We start from the raw sequence: 16880 nt of genomic DNA, 5'->3' as shown, positions 1-16880 counted from the left end.
TATACTATATAAGGATTTTTGAATTGATGTAGACCAATTTTAAGTAAGTTATTTTATGAGGAGTCACTATGCAAAAAACTTTGATGGTGCAACTAAAAGAAGGTCAAAGCTATAGCAAATTATGGCCAGATCGCATTGAGTTAGCTCCTATATTTATAGAACGCCGCGTGATAAAAGCAACTCAATTGGCAATGCAAGTTATGCCCGCTTTAGCTTTAGTTAGCATGTTAGTTCAGATTCAATTTTTTGGGTCTGATTATTTACCTCAGGCGCTAGCTTGTAGTTTGTTTTTTTTATCGTTGCCAGCGCAAGGTTATCTTTGGTTAGGGAAACGTTCAGATACTTTATTACCCCCTAGTTTGGCTAATTGGTATCGTGAAATAGAAGTTAAAATGCAAGAGAATGGTCATAAACCAAATATTAGTAGTGCACGACCTAAGTATTTTGAACTTGCGAGTTTATTAAAAGAAATGTTTGAGAAAATGGATAAAGCTTTCACGCGAGATATGTTTTAATTTTTATTTACAGTGATGAATAACAAAAACCCGCAATGACTATTGCGGGTTTTTTTGTTTGTGATCTATAAAATTAAATATTTTGTGCCCAATGATACAAAGCTTTCAAAATAGAGAGCTTAGTGTCGTTGCCTTCATGTTCATGTACTAAGTTTTCAAGCGTTAGCATAAAGTCTTGTGCATCGATAGAAGGCTGATCTTCTCCATGCATTATTTTGTCTTTACAGTAAGTACGCCAGGTTTCTAGCTCTTGCGTGGTTAAGTTTTCAGGCCAGTTACGCGCGCGATAACGAAAAAACATTTTATCAAATTTCTTGTCTTCAAATGTGAGCTGTAAATGACCTAAGTCTTCAGGTTTTGTTTCATGGATCAACTCAAAGGTGTGTTTATCGTTTCTTGAAGTAAAACCATTATATAACTGATAATCAGGGTTAGTTGTTTGAGCAAAATCTCTTGTTTGTGCAAATACATCAATGACTTTTTGTCTTAAATCTGTATTGGCTTTTAATAGAGCGAGATTAGTTAAACATTGCTCTCTATCTATACCTAAACGCTGTGCATTTTCAGGTAATAAGGTTTTTGCTGGGGCAAGTACTGGGCATTTATTTAAATGAACAAGTTTTAAACCTATAGGTAATTCGTCAGGACTTAAATCAGCTTTTGACGTATATAATCTTTTTTGTATCTCATCACTGTTGAGTTCAAGTAATGGGGTTGGATCGTAAGTTAAATTATAACAAATAACAGCATTTTTATTGACAGGATGAAAGGCCATTGGTGCCATCCAGCTCGTACAGCCCTGTGTTGAAGGGATCATTGATGATGTATGTACGAGAGGTGTCATGTTATGGATATCAACTAAATCAGCAGCTTGCTTTTTAAGACGTAAATCAAAAATGAATTGATAGAGTTTAGGTTGCTTTTCTTTTATTAATTTTGCTAAGGCAATCGTGGCTAAAACATCGGATAAAGCGTCATGTGCGGCTTCATGTGCTATGCCATTCGCTTTAGTCAGGTCTTCTAATTTGAAGCTTGGGCTACCATCTTCTTTTAATGGCCAATTGATCCCCTCAGGGCGGAGCGCATAGCAAGCACGTACTAAATCTATGATATCCCAACGACTATTTCCATTTTGCCATTCTCGCGCATAGGGATCATAAAAGTTACGATATAAAGTATAACGTGTCACTTCATCGTCAAATCGAATACTGTTATACCCTGCAACACAGGTTTTATTGATACTAAATTCATTGTGAATTTTTTTTATAAATTCGGCTTCAATTAAACCATGTTTTTGAGCATGTTGTGGAGTGATCCCTGTAATTAAACAAGCTTCTGGGTGCGGTAAAAAATCAGGTGCAGGCTTGCAATAAATAATAAGCGGCTCGCCAATTATATTTAAATCAAAATCGGTGCGAATACCTGCAAATTGGCTAGGACGATCTTTTTGTGGATTAGCCCCAAAAGTCTCATAATCGTGCCAGTAAATTGTATCTTGTGGCGGGTTTTCGTTATATGTGTCCATAATACTCTTTTATTATTGGCTTGTTTTAAAACGCTATCTATGACGGGATTATAACTGTAAATGAAAAAGATGTAAGCTTGATAATTTTTCTTATGATGAGCTATTTTATCTCTTTATGGGCTGCAAAATTTTATGTGTTGGTTTTAGTCTAGAGGCACCTTATTGAATTTTAGTTGTTGAGTAATTGGTGTATTAAATACAGGGTTTTATGGTCGAAGAAAATTTTTATAAAATTAAGTATCTCAGGTTTTATATGGCTATGTATTGGACATATGTACTTTCATGATCCATATGTACTTTCCCTTCTGATTTTGGCTGTCATTAATAAATAGTTATGAGGTTTGATCTTAAATTACTCTGTGGCTGTTTTTGATAATTAGATTAAAACAGATTTAAAATCATCACTTTTAGAATGACGTTTGGCATTATTATTTGTGACAGATAATTTCATTTTGTTTTTGTTCAAGACAAAAACATAAAAATTGATACGAAAACTAGGCAAGCAATCACGATAGTCACTTTCTTTTAGATATACGAATAAACCCAGTTAAAGTCGGTGCAGGTTTGTAGTGGTACAGTTATGGAAAGTTTTAATTTATAGATAATCTAAAAGTCTTTGTTATAAGCCCTGTAAACCTGATTTGATGACTTAAATCTATCTAATATTGGCTTTAAATTACCTAGAAATTATAAAGTTTTAAAGTAAGATTCTCGCCGTTATAAACGTAAAGAGTTAATTAAGAACTTCTATTGTTCTAGGTTATTTTGTATGGCTTTGATGGTTATCATTGATCAAGTATTTTTGAAAAGAAGTAACGTTGAATCTTCTACCTTATTAGCTAAAGATATTTTAATAAATGTTTAAAAATACCTAAAAACCTTACTCAAAAGAATCAGCTTTAATTTTATGAAATAACATCACTATATTTGACCCTCGATACTTATATAAGCGTTATAGGGCTTACTATACGCCACAAAAATTATGGAAAGAAAAATAATGAAAAAACTATTACTGGCTATTGGGATTAGCTGCTCATTTAACGCATCTGCACAAGATGAATTTTATTTAGAGTGCAACCCTTTAAATTGTAATACAGAACGTACTATCGAGCAGTTCATAGATGAATCTACACCACTTTCAAATTCGAGTATTTTTTATATTAGCGATTCTCAAGTTAATGTAGATTCTATGACTTATCAAGAGTTCAAAACTTTAAAGAATTTAAGAAAGCATGATACTCAGGAGAGTAAAGATACTGATTCGACAATGGATGGTGCACTTCTTTGTGAAAATGATAATGATTTTAATTGTCATGATTGGGAGAAAGAACATATAACGTCTACTATAAATAACTATCTTAATAATTTTCAATATACTTATACTCTTACACAACAAGATATTGATAGTCACAATACGGCTAAAAGAATTCATTACAATTTTGTAGTAAATGCGATTACTGCAATCCCAGCAGCTAAAATAGGATTTTTAACTGTAAAAGCGTTAAATTATTATCTACAGCATGGCGTTATAGCTACAGGAGTTTCAGGTACGCTTATAGGCATGGGTATCTCTGAGACTTTTAAAGGTTATACTCCAACTAATTTAAGACCTGGAGATATTGTTGTAACACGATTAGGAAAAGCTGAGCTGCTTATAAGGGATGGTATACTTTATAATATTGGTGATATATTAACTGGCGCAATTAATTCTGATAGCGTAGGCGGTAACAGTGGCGGTGGTGATGGTGATAATGGTGACCCGATTTCTGGCGGAGGTGGTGGTGCTTCAGGCGGAGGTGGAGGCAGTAGTGGCGGTAGCGGTAGCGGTAGTTACTGTAGAGAGTCTGGTTCAGTGACAACTGGCGGAGGAACTACTCATTACGTCAAAATAGTGCCATGTGGGTAATTATTAAACTGTAAAAAAGAATATCTAACTGCCTGTCACTAAGACTCTTATTAAGAGTTTGGAGATAGGCAGATTATAAATAAACATATGTTCTCCTTTGCGAATGATGTATTTTGAAGTGCAAATTTCTTTTCATTAAAATCAATTAATAGAAAGCCCGAAAAATAGCATTCAACATTTAAACAAGCGTAATGGCTGTTTTATATGCATATTTATAATTTTGTATTAAGTGGTTTATTTGATAGAACACATAAAAGGTACTACATTTAAAATTCCACTGTAAAAGGATTTGCATGATGAATAAAGAGACTCCTCCGCTGACTTTAGTAAAAACGTGGTTATCCTTGGCCACAACAAATCACCCGCTAGACGTTCAAAGTCAGGCATATAACAATTTAAAAACAGTCTTTGGCGGCATTAATCGTGCTGAATGCTATGTTCAACGTTATGAAGAAAATCAACTTCCAGTTGAACTAGTTGAGTTTGATCCAGCTATTTAATTTTTGAAAAAATATAGCCAATACTATCAACTAGAATTGCTTTGTTCATAACTGAGTGTCATAGGTTCAACAAACGCATTATGTGCGCACTTTATCGCGTGTGTACTTTTACAATTATTCAGTCTTAAATCTTTTGTAATCAAAATCAGCCCCTAAATATTATTTGGAACCAAAATTTTGTTATTACCACTCACTAGAAGTTTTTTGACTCTTAAGTCCATAAGGTACTTTTTTTGGCAGAATACATTCGATGATCAGTTCAAACTTTGCTCTAAAAATTAAGTTATGCATATCCGACAAACCCAATAGGAATAATATTGCTATCCCACTCGTTAACATAGCGCAATAGCGATTATTTAATTTGGTGTCATTTTTTAGGGCAAGTGGATTGCATGAGTAAAAAAATGGCAATGTATAAGTTTGGAGGGTTAATGAGAATAATTTGGTTGGGGATCACAGCTGTTTTGTTTTTTTGGGCTGTATATAGTTTTGTAAAATTTTCAATATTAAGCACAAGTTTATTCATAGTACTAACTATAGCATCACTAATAGCAACTAAACATCATTATAAATTAAGTAAAAAATGGCGTTTTTAATTTATTTATTACGTTTTCCTGTGCTAGTTTTTGCCGTAATTATCGAAATAAGAAATCGATAGAGTATCAAAATTAGGGGGTTATTTTTCAACGTTTATCTTGGTTGGGGAGCTGTGGATAAAAGAACTTTTGAGTGAGTTTAATATAAAGACTTAAAGTTCTCGGTTTATTAATTCATGTATATCTGGATTATCGCAAAGGAATTAAAAAACTTGAGACTATAAATAATGAAATTCTTTAATGTTATAGTTAACTAAATTGCATTTGGAGATTGATATAAATTTTTAGATTTTGTTTAAAACGAAATTTTATAATGCTATTTTTTATTTCTTTAGCTAGAATTAAAACTTGTATGAAGTTAAAAATAATCCAGTAATTAATTGTTTTTAAATGATTAAACAAGTATTGTATTTAAATTAAAAATAGATAATGAAACAAGGAGTTTCAAACATGACTAAACTAAATATCTCCGAATTATCTGATGAAGAATTAGTTACTATCAATAATAGAATCGTTAAAGAAGCGACTGAACTGGGTGTTAAATTAGAAAGCGAAAATGATCTAGAGTCTCGTGAATTAGGTCTTAAGTCATTACGAGATTTAGTTGAACTTCAGCAAGATTACCAAAAAGAAATAGACTTAAGAGCCAGTAAATATAGTGAAGGTTAAAATATGTGATATATCTTGATGATGGGTCGTCGATACAAATTTAAATACAAATGCCATCGATCTATATATTTATCTATCTTTGCTACTTTAAAAAGTATCAGTTTTTTATAAAACAGCTATTTATGTGCTTTAGTCCCAACAAAACTGATAAGTTGAGGGATAATAGAGCAATATGAATTAAAAATAATTATGTATTTTAGATGTTGTTCATAATTTAAGCGCTTGCATATTTTAAAGCTGTGAATACAGCTTTATTCTACAATTTTATTTTAGCAAAATTAAAGGCCGGATATTGGACAATCTAGGCTCTTTTTACAACCAGCATCAGATACTAGGATATCTGATGGCTCAACGCCTCCTCTGATTTGAGGGGTCATATATCCCGATAAAGCTCTATTATCTTTAGATAAATCTTTAATTTTCTTTTTATTTAATATGGGTTTCAAACTTATTTCATTATTGTGTCGTTTATAGAAGTGAAAATAATATATTAAAATCGGACTTTCCCAGATGACGCCAAGACAGTGATAGATAATTTCAAGACAATAATAAAATAAAATTAAATTAAAACTGGCAAAATAACAAAGTGCATTTTTACTGGGGTTGTCCCTGTTATACATCTTTTGTCCACCGTTTCTGTGAATAAGTTTCGTCTTTGATGGATCATTTGGTTTAGTATTTAAAATGATGATGATTTTTTAAATTAAATATAAAAATGACGAATGAGTAGCGATATCTGAAAGTGTACAGAAATAATTTTTGATCCTGTAACATTATAAGTCGAACTTTTGGCTGTTTGATAAAAAAACAGGAGAAGATTAATGTTTTTTTTGTACTTTTTTCACACTGTTATTGCCTCATAAAATGATGTTTAAATTGTTAATTACAATGGTGTTGAATTAAAAGTTTGTTAAAAAAAAAGAGTTGCATTAAAGCGGTGTAAAAGAAAACGTATTGTTATCTATGAACAGTTTGTAACAACTTTACAAATATATTACTTCTAATATTTTGAAACTATATGATATTGTCGCCCAATAAATGAAGATTATGAGGCGCAGCTCACGAATGCGTCGACATAATATATTGTTATTTTTGACTGGAGAGTGATGAGTAATCTTATCGTTGTTGCAAAATATTTATATCCACTGGATGCTAATATAGCCAAAGTATCATTAGAATGTGCTGGTATCACTGCATTTATAGGTGATGAACATACTCCTAGTCTGCAATGGTCATATTCTGATGTAGTAGGAGGTGTTTGTGTCTTTGTCGAAAAAGAACATGAAGATGAAGCAAAATCAATTTTGAAAGACGATTTGTCATTAATTTTAGATGTTGAGTGTAAATCTAAGGTTGCTTGATTAAAAACGATAAAACTGAGTAGATGAAGAAAGACTCCGCTTTATTTCACTTTTTATTGCTAATATCTGCGGTGACTTCAAAAGAAATGTAAAAAGGCTTGGGTGTAAGGGTTATTTCTCACCTGAGTTATTATATCCGTATAATGTAATTTGGTTGCAAAAAAGATTTTAGTTAATCGGCTGCCATATTGCTTTTGCTTATCGATAAGAATAATAGTAATAAGAGGATTTATGAAAGCTTTTAAGCAAGTTTTAATTTTTCTATTATGTGTATCTACATTACCTTGTATCGCAAACAGTGATGTTACTGAAAAAGCCTTTACCAAGATGAAATCACTGGTTGGCGCTTGGAAAAAGACTGGCACTAGTGAAGAAAACTTTCAAATTACTTTTGAGTTAACAGCTAACAATTCGGTTTTAGTCGAAAGTTGGAAGTATAAAGGTAATATGCATTCTTTAACACTTTATCACCAAGATGGGGATGACTTGTTAGCAACACATTATTGCCCTCAAGGAAATCAACCTAGGCTTAAAATGTTAAAATCAGGTTCAGAGAATCAGGTTTCTTTTAAGTATCAAGATGCAACAAATTTATTGAGCTTAGATAATTCACATCAACATGCCTTAAGTTTTGAATTTACCACCGCTATTAATTCAGTGACAAGGCGTGAAACTTACCTTAGTAAAGAAGGTAAAGATGATTCTGTTATCACATTAGAAAAATCGACGATTAAATAACACTTTTGCATTGGGAAATCTATTAATTTATCAGCTAATTTATCTTGTTCATACCTACTCAGGTTCTGCATATTTTTCTTTTATTTCAACTAACTCTGGTAATACTTGTAGAAAAACATCAACTAAAAAAGGTTCAAAATGCTGGCCCTTTTCGGTTTTAATCAGCTCAACAGCTTTTTCTACCGACCAAGCATGCTTATAGGGTCTTGAAGATGTGAGGGCATCAAAAACGTCAGCAAGTGCAGTTACTCGTCCAACAAATGGTATTTCGTCTCCTTTTAAACCGTTGGGATATCCTTTGCCATTCCATTTCTCATGATGGCTAATCGCAATTGTATGAGCCATTTTCATTAATAGCGAATCATCATTGATAAGTACATTAGCGCCAATTTGTGCATGAGTCTGCATGATTTTCCACTCTTCTGGTAGGAAATTACCCGGTTTTAGTAGGATATGGTCTGGAATACCTATCTTTCCAATATCGTGCATTGGGGCCGCATTAAGTAATAGCTCACATTCACTTTCTTCTAAACCGGCAGCCTTGGCGAGTACACATGCCATTTTACTCATGCGAATAATATGCAGGCCTGTTTCATTGTCTCTATATTCAGCAGCTCTACCCAAATGTCTTACAGTTTGTAATTGCGATATACGCAACTCTTGGGTTTTAGCATTGACTTTTTCTTCTAAAATACGATTTTGATGTGATAAATAGTTGTGTGCAAAATCAACTTCTAATAAATTACGAACTCGTGAAAGAAGCTCCTTGGTATTAAATGGTTTTGTTATATAGTCTCTGGCGCCTTGGTCGAGCGCTTCTTGTCTGAATTGTTGTGCATGTTGAGCAGTTAAAACAATAATAGATGGTTTTTTTTCATTTTGTAATGACATCAACAGCTGCATCACACCAAAACCGTTAAGTTGTGGCATGTTCAGGTCGAGTAAAACTAAATCAATTTGATTTTCAAGATATAATGGCAGAGCTAAAGTTGGGTCTTCTGTATAAAAAAGGTTTGAATAACCGTTCATCGATAACATTTTTTTTAGTAACTTAATGTTGGTGAATTCATCATCAACGATAAGAATCTTTGCCTTTTGTAATTCAGTGTTTAAGTCTTTGCTAAATTCATTCATTTTATATCACCATGTTTCGCTTTTTAAGTGAAAAAATTGCATAATTTTAATGGTTTATTTTGAGTGCGTTGAAAATTGCATCCCAAAAAATTTCGATATCAATCGGTTTTGTTAGGTAGTTAATAAACCCTGAGTCTAATCCTTTTTGAATGTCGCTTAGCATAGCGTTAGCGCTTAAGGCTATTATTGGAATATGCTGTGTTGTATTTGTATTTTTGAGTTCTTTTAATACTTCAAAACCGTTTAAACTAGGAATATTAATATCTAGTAAAATCAAGTCTGGAGATTCATTTAGTGCAATTTCGATCCCTTCTTTACCATCATATGAACTGATAATTTTAAACTGGGAGTGACTTTCAAGTATTCGTTGTATTAATTTTAAGTTTGAAGGATTATCTTCAATATATAAGATAACATATTGCTTTTTTATAGAGTGGGTCTTGAGGTGGGCTGAAATAGATTCTTCAGTCGTTTTTTTTTGCATATAAATACTCTCTTTACTTGGAAGTTCTATCCAAAAGGTTGTCCCTTTATTTAATTGGCTTTTAACGCCAATTTGACCACCCATAAGCTCTATAATATTTTTAGTAATAACTAAACCAATACCAGTCCCTTCGATATCACTAGTATTCATTTCTAAGCGATTAAATGCGGTGAATAATTGTGATTGTTGTTCTGGTGATAATCCTTTACCAGAGTCAGAAACTGAGACCCTTATTTTTCCGAGTTCTATCGCTTCGATGTTAATTACAATCTTTCCATTTTCATAATTGTACTTCACAGCATTACTTAACAAATTCAGTAATGCCTGTTTAAACCTTGTTTTATCTGCTTGAACAAACGTGTTTGACTTTTCTATGTGTATTAAGTTTATTGCTTGTCCTTCACTGTGCGTAAATATTTTAATACCACGTTTTTCAGCTAAAGAGCTGATGAGTTTAAGCGTACTGAAAAGCGTTTCTTCTACACCGATACTGCCTATCGATAAGGCGGTTTCACCAGCTTCTATTTTGGCAAGATCTAAAATTTCATTTATAAGTTTAAGTAAATGTTTACCTGCTGCCGATATTTCCTCTACATCGTCTTGTTGAGACTCACTTAACGGAGGATCAGTTTCCATTTCTAAAATTTGAGTAAACCCAATAATTGCATTTAAGGGAGTTCGAAGTTCATGACTCATACTAGATAGAAACTGTGACTTAGCTTGGTTCGCATTTTCAGCTTCTTCACGAGCAGAAATCATACCTAATTCAGCTACTTTACGTTTTGTAATATCGCGAACAATTCCCATCATATGTAATGGACGGCCACTTTCATCACAAAGAATATTTCCTATTTCATGTAGCCAATGTAAGCTACCGTCTTGCCATATAACTCTATACTCTGTCGAATAATCTTTATCTAATTCTTTACAATTCTTTATGGCTTTAATTACTTTTACCCTGTCTTCCTCTAGTATGGTATTTATATATTTTTCATACGTTATCCTAGACGTTTTTTGTTTAATACCAAATAAATCACTTACCCCCTCGGACCAATATATCTCGTTTTTAACTAAGTCTAAGTCCCACGTTCCTATATGTGCAAATTTTTGACTTCTAAAAAGTCGTTCTTCACTTTCTCGTAAAGCTGTTATATCTGTTCGGGCTGCAACGTATTTATAAGGCGTTCCAAATTCATCTAAAAATGGCACTATGGTTGATTCAACCCAATATTTGTCACCATTTTTTTACAATTGCAAATTATGCCTCGCCATATGCTGCCATTTGATATTGTATCCCATAATTTTTTATAAAAAGTATCGTTATGGTAGTGTGATTTTAATATTCTGTGGTTTTGTCCTATGAGCTCTTTGCGGCTATAGCCACTGATTTGGCAAAATTTGTCATTTACACTTGTGATCCTACCTTTTATATCCGTCACACTCACAATGTCATGTTGGTTCATCGTTGCAAGCTGATATTCACTTTCTCTGAGAGCATTTTTTAAATCTTTATTTATACGCATAGACCAACGTGATCTCTTTGCGCGTACAGTTACTGCAGATATAAGATGAATTGGCTCAACTGGCTTTACTAAAAAATCATCACCTCCAAGATCCATCGCGCTAAGCTGTTTATTTAAATCAGACTCTGCTGATAAAAACATTATTGGCATCATTGTATAGGCATCGTCTTGACGAATAACTTGTGCTAATTCAGGTCCTGTGCAATTAGGCATATAAACATCAAGTAGTAAAATGTCTGGATTAAACTCAGATAATTTGCTTAAGGTTTCTTTGGGATCAGAAAGAATACAAACATGCATTCCTGAATCTGTGAGTATGCCCTTATATAACTCTAATGATAATCTGTCATCATCAACAATTAATACACGATAAGGTTTAATAGACACGCGTTGTGTTAAGCCATTCAATGTACCAATTAATTTGCTCATATTAAGAGGCTTTGTGAAATAACGATGTGCACCAGCTCTAGCTGCAGCTAATCGAATATCAAAATCATTTCGTACTGAAATAAAAATGACAGGTGGTAGGTCAATTAATGACTCTTTTAGCTTAAAAATAATATCGGCCCCTGCAGATTGACCTTCTTTAAAAACCATATCCATTATGATTGCTGAAGGCATTTCTTTTACGCAGGCTAATTCAAAATCGCGAATATTAATGAAGTGAAAAACTTTATAATCGAAGCGCTCTAGAGCAGATACAAGACCAGGGATCAGCAATTCATCATCCTCGACTAAATAGAGGAAACTATTAAACTGACTAGACTCTATGACATTTTTTGGGGGGGGAAAAGTTACTGGGCTTGGTTTCCAATCGTGTAATGCCCTTAGAAGCTGATTAATGTAATTATCTAACGGCTCATTTATTTTTTTTATTACAGAGGATAAATCACTGTCTTTGAGATTTTGGCTAAGCAGTTCGTCTATTTTTTTTGCAATCGCACCTATTTGAATTGCACCATATGTGCCACTTGCACCAGCTAAGTTATGTGCCTTGATATGCAATTCCTTAATACTTGAATCACAAGCTGAATTGTCAAAAACCTTTCTTGATAAATTAGTTATTTCATTAATCTTTTTAGGCAAACGACGTATGAAATTTGCCTGTAGTTCATTATTCACATTTGACTCATTAAAAGTTGCCATTACACTCTTCTATTTCAAGTTTTAAATGTGTTGAATTAACAATGTAATTATTGCATTCATCTCTTTAAAAAATTTCATGGAACGTTTATTTAATAGACCTCATTAATAAACTTTATAAGTAAAGTTGGTATTTTAAAGGTTTATTTATTGGCGTTATGACACATTTTATATTTATTTCTTTAAGATAAGAGTATAGGCACTGTCATTGATTTTTCCTTTCCTTTACTTAAAATTTTGAGGGCTTTCCTAAAACCGCATCTATTTTAAAAATGATGAATGATCTAAAACTCATATGTTTTAATGTGTAATAGTCCAATTTATTATCTACACTGATTTAAATAGACATTTATTTGTTCATTTGATATGGAAATAAATAATAAGGTTTTGTATATAGAAGACAATCCATCAAATATATTGCTTATGAAGGTAATTTTTAGAAACTTCAAAGGGTTTGAACTTAGTATTAAAGAAACAGCAGAGGAAGGATTAGAGTGGGTTTATACTGATATTCCAGATTTGATTTTAATGGATAAAGACCTGCCATTAATGAGTGGTTTGGAAGCAACGCATATTTTAAAAAATAATGTAAATTTTAAAAATATTCCCATTATTTTGCTAACCGCAGACAATGATGTAAATATTGAAAAACATGCTTTGGACGTAGGTTGTAATGATGTTGAATTTAAACCCTTTGATATAGTGAACTTAAAAACTAAAATTATGAGCTATTTCTAAAATGGAGGAGTAATGAATTCTTTAATTAATCAAAAACTGCCAGAAAGTCAATTTAAAACGCTTAGTTCTAATAGAATAGATACCTTTCCTACATCAGTATTATTTGATGGTAAAAAAATATTCGTTATTGGCGGCGTTGGTGCATTTACGCCTATCTGTACAAAGCAGCATTTACCTGATTTTATTCCTTATGCTAAACAGTTAAAAGATGAAAAAATAATAGATGAAGTATTTTGTATCTGTGTTACAGACCCTTTTGTATTGAGTGCCTGGGCAAAAAGCTTAGGCCTTACTGATGAAATAATTATGTTGACGGATACAAATGCTGAATTTACAAAAAAAATAGGACTAAATATTGATCTGTCGGATTTAGGTCTCGGCATTAGATCGACACGCTTTGCTATGTTAGTTGAGGACTCAGTTATAACCCTTCTTAATGTGGAGAAGCAACCCCAAGATATAAACACAACCAGTAAAGCAAATATTTCTAGGTGGTTTTCAATATAAAACTAAAACTAAATATTTAGTGTTTTTAGAATCAGTCACTAGTAAAGCTAATTGTTTAATTCTGTTTTAAAGTTTTTATTATCAGTATGTTTAATCAGTTTTCAGCCATTTAAATTTGAGTAAACTATGTTTACGTTAGACATTTTTTTATATTATTTTCATCTTAATTTATCAATAAATTTAAAATTGTAAAAATAAAGTACTCGAAATTCTCGACTTGAACTGACTTCAATGGAAGTCGTTGTTATTATTTTTTGCACTTCTTTATTTATTTAAAAGGAAGTTGACTTTTGACAATAATTTTTCTGATGAAAATGGTTTTTTTAGTATTACTTTTGCTTGGGTTAATTTTTGTGCCTGAGTTAAAAGTCTATCAAGATCATTAATATTTTTTTTATAAGTACTACCTCCACCAGAAATAATAATAATCGAAATTTCAGGGAAATTGTTTTCTAGAAATTTACAAAGCTCAAAGCCGTCCATTTCAGGCATTAATATATCTGTAATAACTAAATGAATGTTTTGTTGCGTGAGAATATTCATTGCTTCTTTACCATTTTCAGCTTGAGTAACTAAATAATTCTCTTCTTCTAATAAGTAAGTAATTTCTCTCCTAACACCTTCTATATCATCCACAACTAAAATAGAATTACGCATAACGACCTCTTCAATTTATTGCTACTTTTAATATATATTTTTTTATGATGAGTTTTTGGGTAAACGGATCACAAATTGACAGCTTTTACTTTGATTATCGTAGTATAACTCTCCTTGATGTTTCGCTATTATAGACGAAGAAATGCTTAAGCCTAATCCAGTGCCTTTTCCAACATCTTTGGAGGTAAACATTGGTTCAAATATATTTTTTTGAATCTGTGGAGGCACACCTTTACCACTGTCTTGTACAGTGATAAACATATCATTTTTAATTTCTGAGACTAAAATATTAATGTATTTAATAGGCTGCATTTCAATGGCATCAAATGAATTGTTTAATAAATTAATTAAAACTTGGCTGATCTGAAGCTTTTGGCAATAAAGAAATGTATTGTTGCAATCATTTTCATAACTCACTTTTAAAGTGGCAGAAGTTAATGTGAAACGTTCTTTATTTAAAGAGAGTACATCATCAATTATATTTTTAATTTTAACATTTTCAAACTTGTCATCTGTTGAAGCTCTAGAAAACTTTAATAAATTACCTATCAGCTCAGAAACATGGCGTACACTATTGATGATTTGCTCCATTGGGCTTTCAATGTTCGCAAGACCTTCTTTTTTTGATAGTCGTATGACTCTTTCGGCAATCATACTGATTTCAAAGATTGGGCTGTTGATTTCATGAGCCATGCCATTTGCGACTTTACCTAACGCTGCCATTTTATTTGACTCTGCAACTTTTTCTTTTGCTTGTAAAAGTAATTCTGTTCTTTTTTTTACTTCACTTTCTAATTCTATTGAGTATGTCTCTAATTTAGCATCTAACTTTATTTTTTCATTTGTGATTTTGTTGATTGCTTTGATGAATGCAAAGAAAATATAACTAAAAATAGAACAAGCGATTAGTAATAAAATGAGTAAGTTTCGATACAGATACTCTTCGGTATTTTTATTATTAAGCAATAGTTCATCTCTTATATTGCTATGAAGAGATATTGCTTGTTGTAAACTGATGATTAAAGAGCTAAGTGCATTAAAATGCGCTAATGAAAGCTCAAAATCTACCTTATTACTTAATGCTTGGTGTAAAACTTGTGTTTTATTGAAAATAGCTTGAGAGATTGATTCTAGTTGTTTGTTATTAAATTGTTTTTGTAAATTAATAACTGTTTTTATATCTTGGTTAATTTTAAGCAAAGTTGAATTTATATCAAAGAATTTACCCCCTAATAATAGTTGAAAATGAGGTATATTTTTAGCCAATATTAAACTTTCAATCAATCGGTACTTTTCCATGGATGTTATATATAATGAAATACTTTGTAAGTGGTAGTTATTTAACAGATATAAAGTTTGGCTATTTTTATTTGTTTGCCAAATTATAGAAAAAAAAGTGATAGTAATTAGCATTATAAGAGACAAAGTGCCTCTTATGATCACGTTACGGATCTTAGTGACCCATAAAATGTTTTGCTTTTGAAACATCTTAATTTTCACTCAATAACTTTTGACCTATGGCTACATCTTTAAGCATTTTAAAATCTTTAATTTTAGCGGGTAAAAAATAACTAGCGCCAAGTTTATCCAGTATTTTTTTATCATCGATACTTGAAGGGGATAGGGATAAAAAAGCATTGCGTATTTTATTCCTGTCGGTTTCATTCAAGTTTGATTTTACAGCCCATACATAATCTGGATAGGGGGGAGACTTCCAAATTACTTTAATGTCTGAATCAGATATTCTTTTTTCGGATAGCATCTGTAAATAAACAATTGAGTTGACAGCTCCACCTGACACTTTCCCCTCTAGTACATCATATACAGTTTTATCATGCCCATTGGAGAATTTTACTTGATCAAAAAATGACTCAGGAACTATCTTATATTCAGTTGATAAATAATGCCTGGGCATTAAATGTCCAGATGTTGATAAATTACTCCCAAATGAAAATGATTGTCCTTCTAATTGCTTTATTTTTTCAAAACCACTGTTATTTTTAACTATAAACCAAGAGCTAAAACGTGTGTCGATTTCTCTCATTACAAGTGCTTTCGCCTTTTCATCTTCGCTAACTTGTAAAAAGGTAAGGCCACCTAAATAGGCCAAGTCGACTTTCCCTTGTTTAAATATAGTTACTAATTCTTGATAAGAATTTGGAATAATAAGTGTTGTTTTTAATTTTGTGTATTCAGAAAGGTAGGCTAATAATGGTGTGTATTTATCTTTTAAGGCACTGTGTGACTGATCAGGTAAAACGGCTATTCGAAGGGTGGTTAGATCACTGTTACTGTTACTGTTAAATGAAAATTTAAATAGGATGAGCAGCACACACAAAATGAGAGTGAAAGTGATCCAATATTTCTTCATTGAATTAACCTTTTACAAGAGAATTTAAGCTAGCATTCGATATGAATAAACTTTCAACTTAGTATAGTCGATGAGTTTTATTTAGGTATTGTTTAGATGCTGTTCTAGTTAAGCGATATATATAAAGAAAGGGCGTTATGATTTATATCGTAAGAAAGTAAAACAAAATGAGCCAATATGAATAATTAACCTGAGATCTGGTTAAGCAGAGCTATTTATTAGTCTGGCATCATACCAAATACATCTGCTGATAGTTTTATACACGGCTTCTGTTTCTTTAAGCAATAAGCCACTATTCCAGATATCAAGTTGAGCATGAAACTTGTTTCACTGCGATGGCGACTATGTTCTATTTGAGATATATTCTTCAACTGGTCATTGATAGTTTCAATGATGTATCTCTTTGATAACATGGCTCTATCGAAGGCTGACATGGCTTTCGACTTCATGTTTTTTCGAACTGTTGTAATCAAATCTACATCGAGTTCCTTTAGTTTTTCATTTAACTCTTTG

The 16880-nt window shown here is 32.1% G+C and carries 17 protein-coding genes; 8 read left to right on the top strand and 9 right to left on the bottom strand.

The features are described from left to right. Nucleotides 1-68: 68 nt before the first annotated feature. A complete protein-coding gene (gene yfbV / locus BM088_RS13805; RefSeq protein ID WP_091984967.1) occupies nucleotides 69-515 on the top strand; it encodes a terminus macrodomain insulation protein YfbV in 447 nt (148 codons plus the stop codon). A gap of 73 nt (nucleotides 516-588) precedes the next feature. On the opposite strand, the gene sbcB is transcribed toward yfbV, so the two are convergent. Beyond that, nucleotides 589-2040 carry an exodeoxyribonuclease I gene (gene sbcB / locus BM088_RS13800; protein ID WP_091984964.1) on the bottom strand — a complete coding sequence of 484 codons (1452 nt, stop codon included), beginning with the start codon at nucleotides 2038-2040 and terminating at the stop codon, nucleotides 589-591. 997 nt (nucleotides 2041-3037) lie between these two features. Here sbcB and BM088_RS13795 point away from each other — a divergent pair. From BM088_RS13795 to BM088_RS13780, 3 genes are all read left to right on the top strand, one after another. Then, nucleotides 3038-3946: a hypothetical protein gene (locus BM088_RS13795; protein WP_091984960.1), complete on the top strand. Its 909-nt coding sequence runs from the start codon at nucleotides 3038-3040 to the stop codon at nucleotides 3944-3946. A 293-nt stretch (nucleotides 3947-4239) separates the two neighbouring features. Then, nucleotides 4240-4446 carry a hypothetical protein gene (locus BM088_RS13790; protein ID WP_143085077.1) on the top strand — a complete coding sequence of 69 codons (207 nt, stop codon included), beginning with the start codon at nucleotides 4240-4242 and terminating at the stop codon, nucleotides 4444-4446. Nucleotides 4447-5492: 1046 nt separating this feature from the next. Further along, nucleotides 5493-5711 (top strand): hypothetical protein, encoded by a 219-nt coding sequence (locus BM088_RS13780; protein WP_091984953.1) that lies wholly within the window; start codon nucleotides 5493-5495, stop codon nucleotides 5709-5711. A gap of 278 nt (nucleotides 5712-5989) precedes the next feature. Here BM088_RS13780 and BM088_RS27250 read toward each other — a convergent pair whose 3' ends face one another. Next, nucleotides 5990-6157 carry a hypothetical protein gene (locus tag BM088_RS27250; RefSeq protein ID WP_177208046.1) on the bottom strand — a complete coding sequence of 56 codons (168 nt, stop codon included), beginning with the start codon at nucleotides 6155-6157 and terminating at the stop codon, nucleotides 5990-5992. A gap of 660 nt (nucleotides 6158-6817) precedes the next feature. On the opposite strand from BM088_RS27250, the gene BM088_RS13770 reads away from it, so the two are divergent. Beyond that, nucleotides 6818-7072 (top strand): putative signal transducing protein, encoded by a 255-nt coding sequence (locus tag BM088_RS13770; protein WP_091984949.1) that lies wholly within the window; start codon nucleotides 6818-6820, stop codon nucleotides 7070-7072. A 231-nt stretch (nucleotides 7073-7303) separates the two neighbouring features. After that, entirely contained in the window at nucleotides 7304-7810 is a 507-nt protein-coding gene (locus tag BM088_RS13765; protein ID WP_091984946.1) for a hypothetical protein, read from the top strand. Nucleotides 7811-7864: 54 nt separating this feature from the next. Here BM088_RS13765 and BM088_RS13760 read toward each other — a convergent pair whose 3' ends face one another. The 3 genes from BM088_RS13760 to BM088_RS13750 are packed head-to-tail and all read right to left on the bottom strand — an operon-like array spanning nucleotide 7865 to nucleotide 12097. Continuing rightward, nucleotides 7865-8944: an HD domain-containing phosphohydrolase gene (locus BM088_RS13760; protein WP_091984944.1), complete on the bottom strand. Its 1080-nt coding sequence runs from the start codon at nucleotides 8942-8944 to the stop codon at nucleotides 7865-7867. 46 nt (nucleotides 8945-8990) lie between these two features. After that, nucleotides 8991-10637, bottom strand: a complete 1647-nt coding sequence (locus BM088_RS13755; RefSeq protein ID WP_091984941.1) for a PAS domain-containing hybrid sensor histidine kinase/response regulator — start codon at nucleotides 10635-10637, stop codon at nucleotides 8991-8993. After that, on the bottom strand, nucleotides 10637-12097 hold the full coding sequence (locus BM088_RS13750) for a response regulator (protein ID WP_091984938.1): 1461 nt from the start codon (nucleotides 12095-12097) through the stop codon (nucleotides 10637-10639). Before BM088_RS13750 ends, BM088_RS13755 begins: the two co-directional genes overlap by 1 nt. Before the next feature lie 363 nt (nucleotides 12098-12460). Between BM088_RS13750 and BM088_RS13745 the strand changes: the two genes are divergently transcribed. Together BM088_RS13745 and BM088_RS13740 are read left to right on the top strand one after the other, a co-directional pair. Then, nucleotides 12461-12832: a response regulator gene (locus BM088_RS13745; protein ID WP_091984936.1), complete on the top strand. Its 372-nt coding sequence runs from the start codon at nucleotides 12461-12463 to the stop codon at nucleotides 12830-12832. Nucleotides 12833-12844: 12 nt separating this feature from the next. Next, nucleotides 12845-13339 (top strand): peroxiredoxin family protein, encoded by a 495-nt coding sequence (locus BM088_RS13740; RefSeq protein ID WP_091984933.1) that lies wholly within the window; start codon nucleotides 12845-12847, stop codon nucleotides 13337-13339. Nucleotides 13340-13603: 264 nt separating this feature from the next. Here BM088_RS13740 and BM088_RS13735 read toward each other — a convergent pair whose 3' ends face one another. From BM088_RS13735 to BM088_RS13720, 4 genes are all read right to left on the bottom strand, one after another. Next, a complete protein-coding gene (locus tag BM088_RS13735) occupies nucleotides 13604-13996 on the bottom strand; it encodes a response regulator (protein ID WP_091984930.1) in 393 nt (130 codons plus the stop codon). A gap of 42 nt (nucleotides 13997-14038) precedes the next feature. Then, nucleotides 14039-15280: a sensor histidine kinase gene (locus tag BM088_RS13730; RefSeq protein WP_177208045.1), complete on the bottom strand. Its 1242-nt coding sequence runs from the start codon at nucleotides 15278-15280 to the stop codon at nucleotides 14039-14041. Between the two features lie 205 nt (nucleotides 15281-15485). Beyond that, nucleotides 15486-16367: a phosphate/phosphite/phosphonate ABC transporter substrate-binding protein gene (phnD, locus tag BM088_RS13725; RefSeq protein WP_091984924.1), complete on the bottom strand. Its 882-nt coding sequence runs from the start codon at nucleotides 16365-16367 to the stop codon at nucleotides 15486-15488. 218 nt (nucleotides 16368-16585) lie between these two features. Then, the coding region (locus BM088_RS13720) for a transposase (RefSeq protein ID WP_281247148.1) at nucleotides 16586-16880 on the bottom strand (295 nt) is incomplete at its 5' end.

Origin of the sequence: Pseudoalteromonas denitrificans DSM 6059, assembly GCF_900112265.1 — a bacterium.
Taxonomy (GTDB): Bacteria; Pseudomonadota; Gammaproteobacteria; order Enterobacterales; family Alteromonadaceae; genus Pseudoalteromonas; species Pseudoalteromonas denitrificans.
Note: the sequence above shows the minus strand (reverse complement) of the source record. Positions and strands in the feature narration are given on the sequence as shown.

Excerpts from the sequence above, each read along its gene's own strand:
- BM088_RS13790 (WP_143085077.1), top strand. The coding sequence starts at position 4,240 with ATGATGAATAAAGAGACTCCTCCGCTGACTTTAGTAAAAACGTGGTTA.
- phnD (WP_091984924.1), bottom strand. The coding sequence starts at position 16,367 with ATGAAGAAATATTGGATCACTTTCACTCTCATTTTGTGTGTGCTGCTC.
- yfbV (WP_091984967.1), top strand. The coding sequence starts at position 69 with ATGCAAAAAACTTTGATGGTGCAACTAAAAGAAGGTCAAAGCTATAGC.
- BM088_RS13735 (WP_091984930.1), bottom strand. The coding sequence starts at position 13,996 with ATGCGTAATTCTATTTTAGTTGTGGATGATATAGAAGGTGTTAGGAGA.
- BM088_RS13765 (WP_091984946.1), top strand. The coding sequence starts at position 7,304 with ATGAAAGCTTTTAAGCAAGTTTTAATTTTTCTATTATGTGTATCTACA.
- BM088_RS13745 (WP_091984936.1), top strand. The coding sequence starts at position 12,461 with ATGGAAATAAATAATAAGGTTTTGTATATAGAAGACAATCCATCAAAT.
- BM088_RS13740 (WP_091984933.1), top strand. The coding sequence starts at position 12,845 with ATGAATTCTTTAATTAATCAAAAACTGCCAGAAAGTCAATTTAAAACG.
- BM088_RS13780 (WP_091984953.1), top strand. The coding sequence starts at position 5,493 with ATGACTAAACTAAATATCTCCGAATTATCTGATGAAGAATTAGTTACT.
- sbcB (WP_091984964.1), bottom strand. The coding sequence starts at position 2,040 with ATGGACACATATAACGAAAACCCGCCACAAGATACAATTTACTGGCAC.
- BM088_RS13750 (WP_091984938.1), bottom strand. The coding sequence starts at position 12,097 with ATGGCAACTTTTAATGAGTCAAATGTGAATAATGAACTACAGGCAAAT.
- BM088_RS13795 (WP_091984960.1), top strand. The coding sequence starts at position 3,038 with ATGAAAAAACTATTACTGGCTATTGGGATTAGCTGCTCATTTAACGCA.
- BM088_RS13760 (WP_091984944.1), bottom strand. The coding sequence starts at position 8,944 with ATGAATGAATTTAGCAAAGACTTAAACACTGAATTACAAAAGGCAAAG.
- BM088_RS13770 (WP_091984949.1), top strand. The coding sequence starts at position 6,818 with ATGAGTAATCTTATCGTTGTTGCAAAATATTTATATCCACTGGATGCT.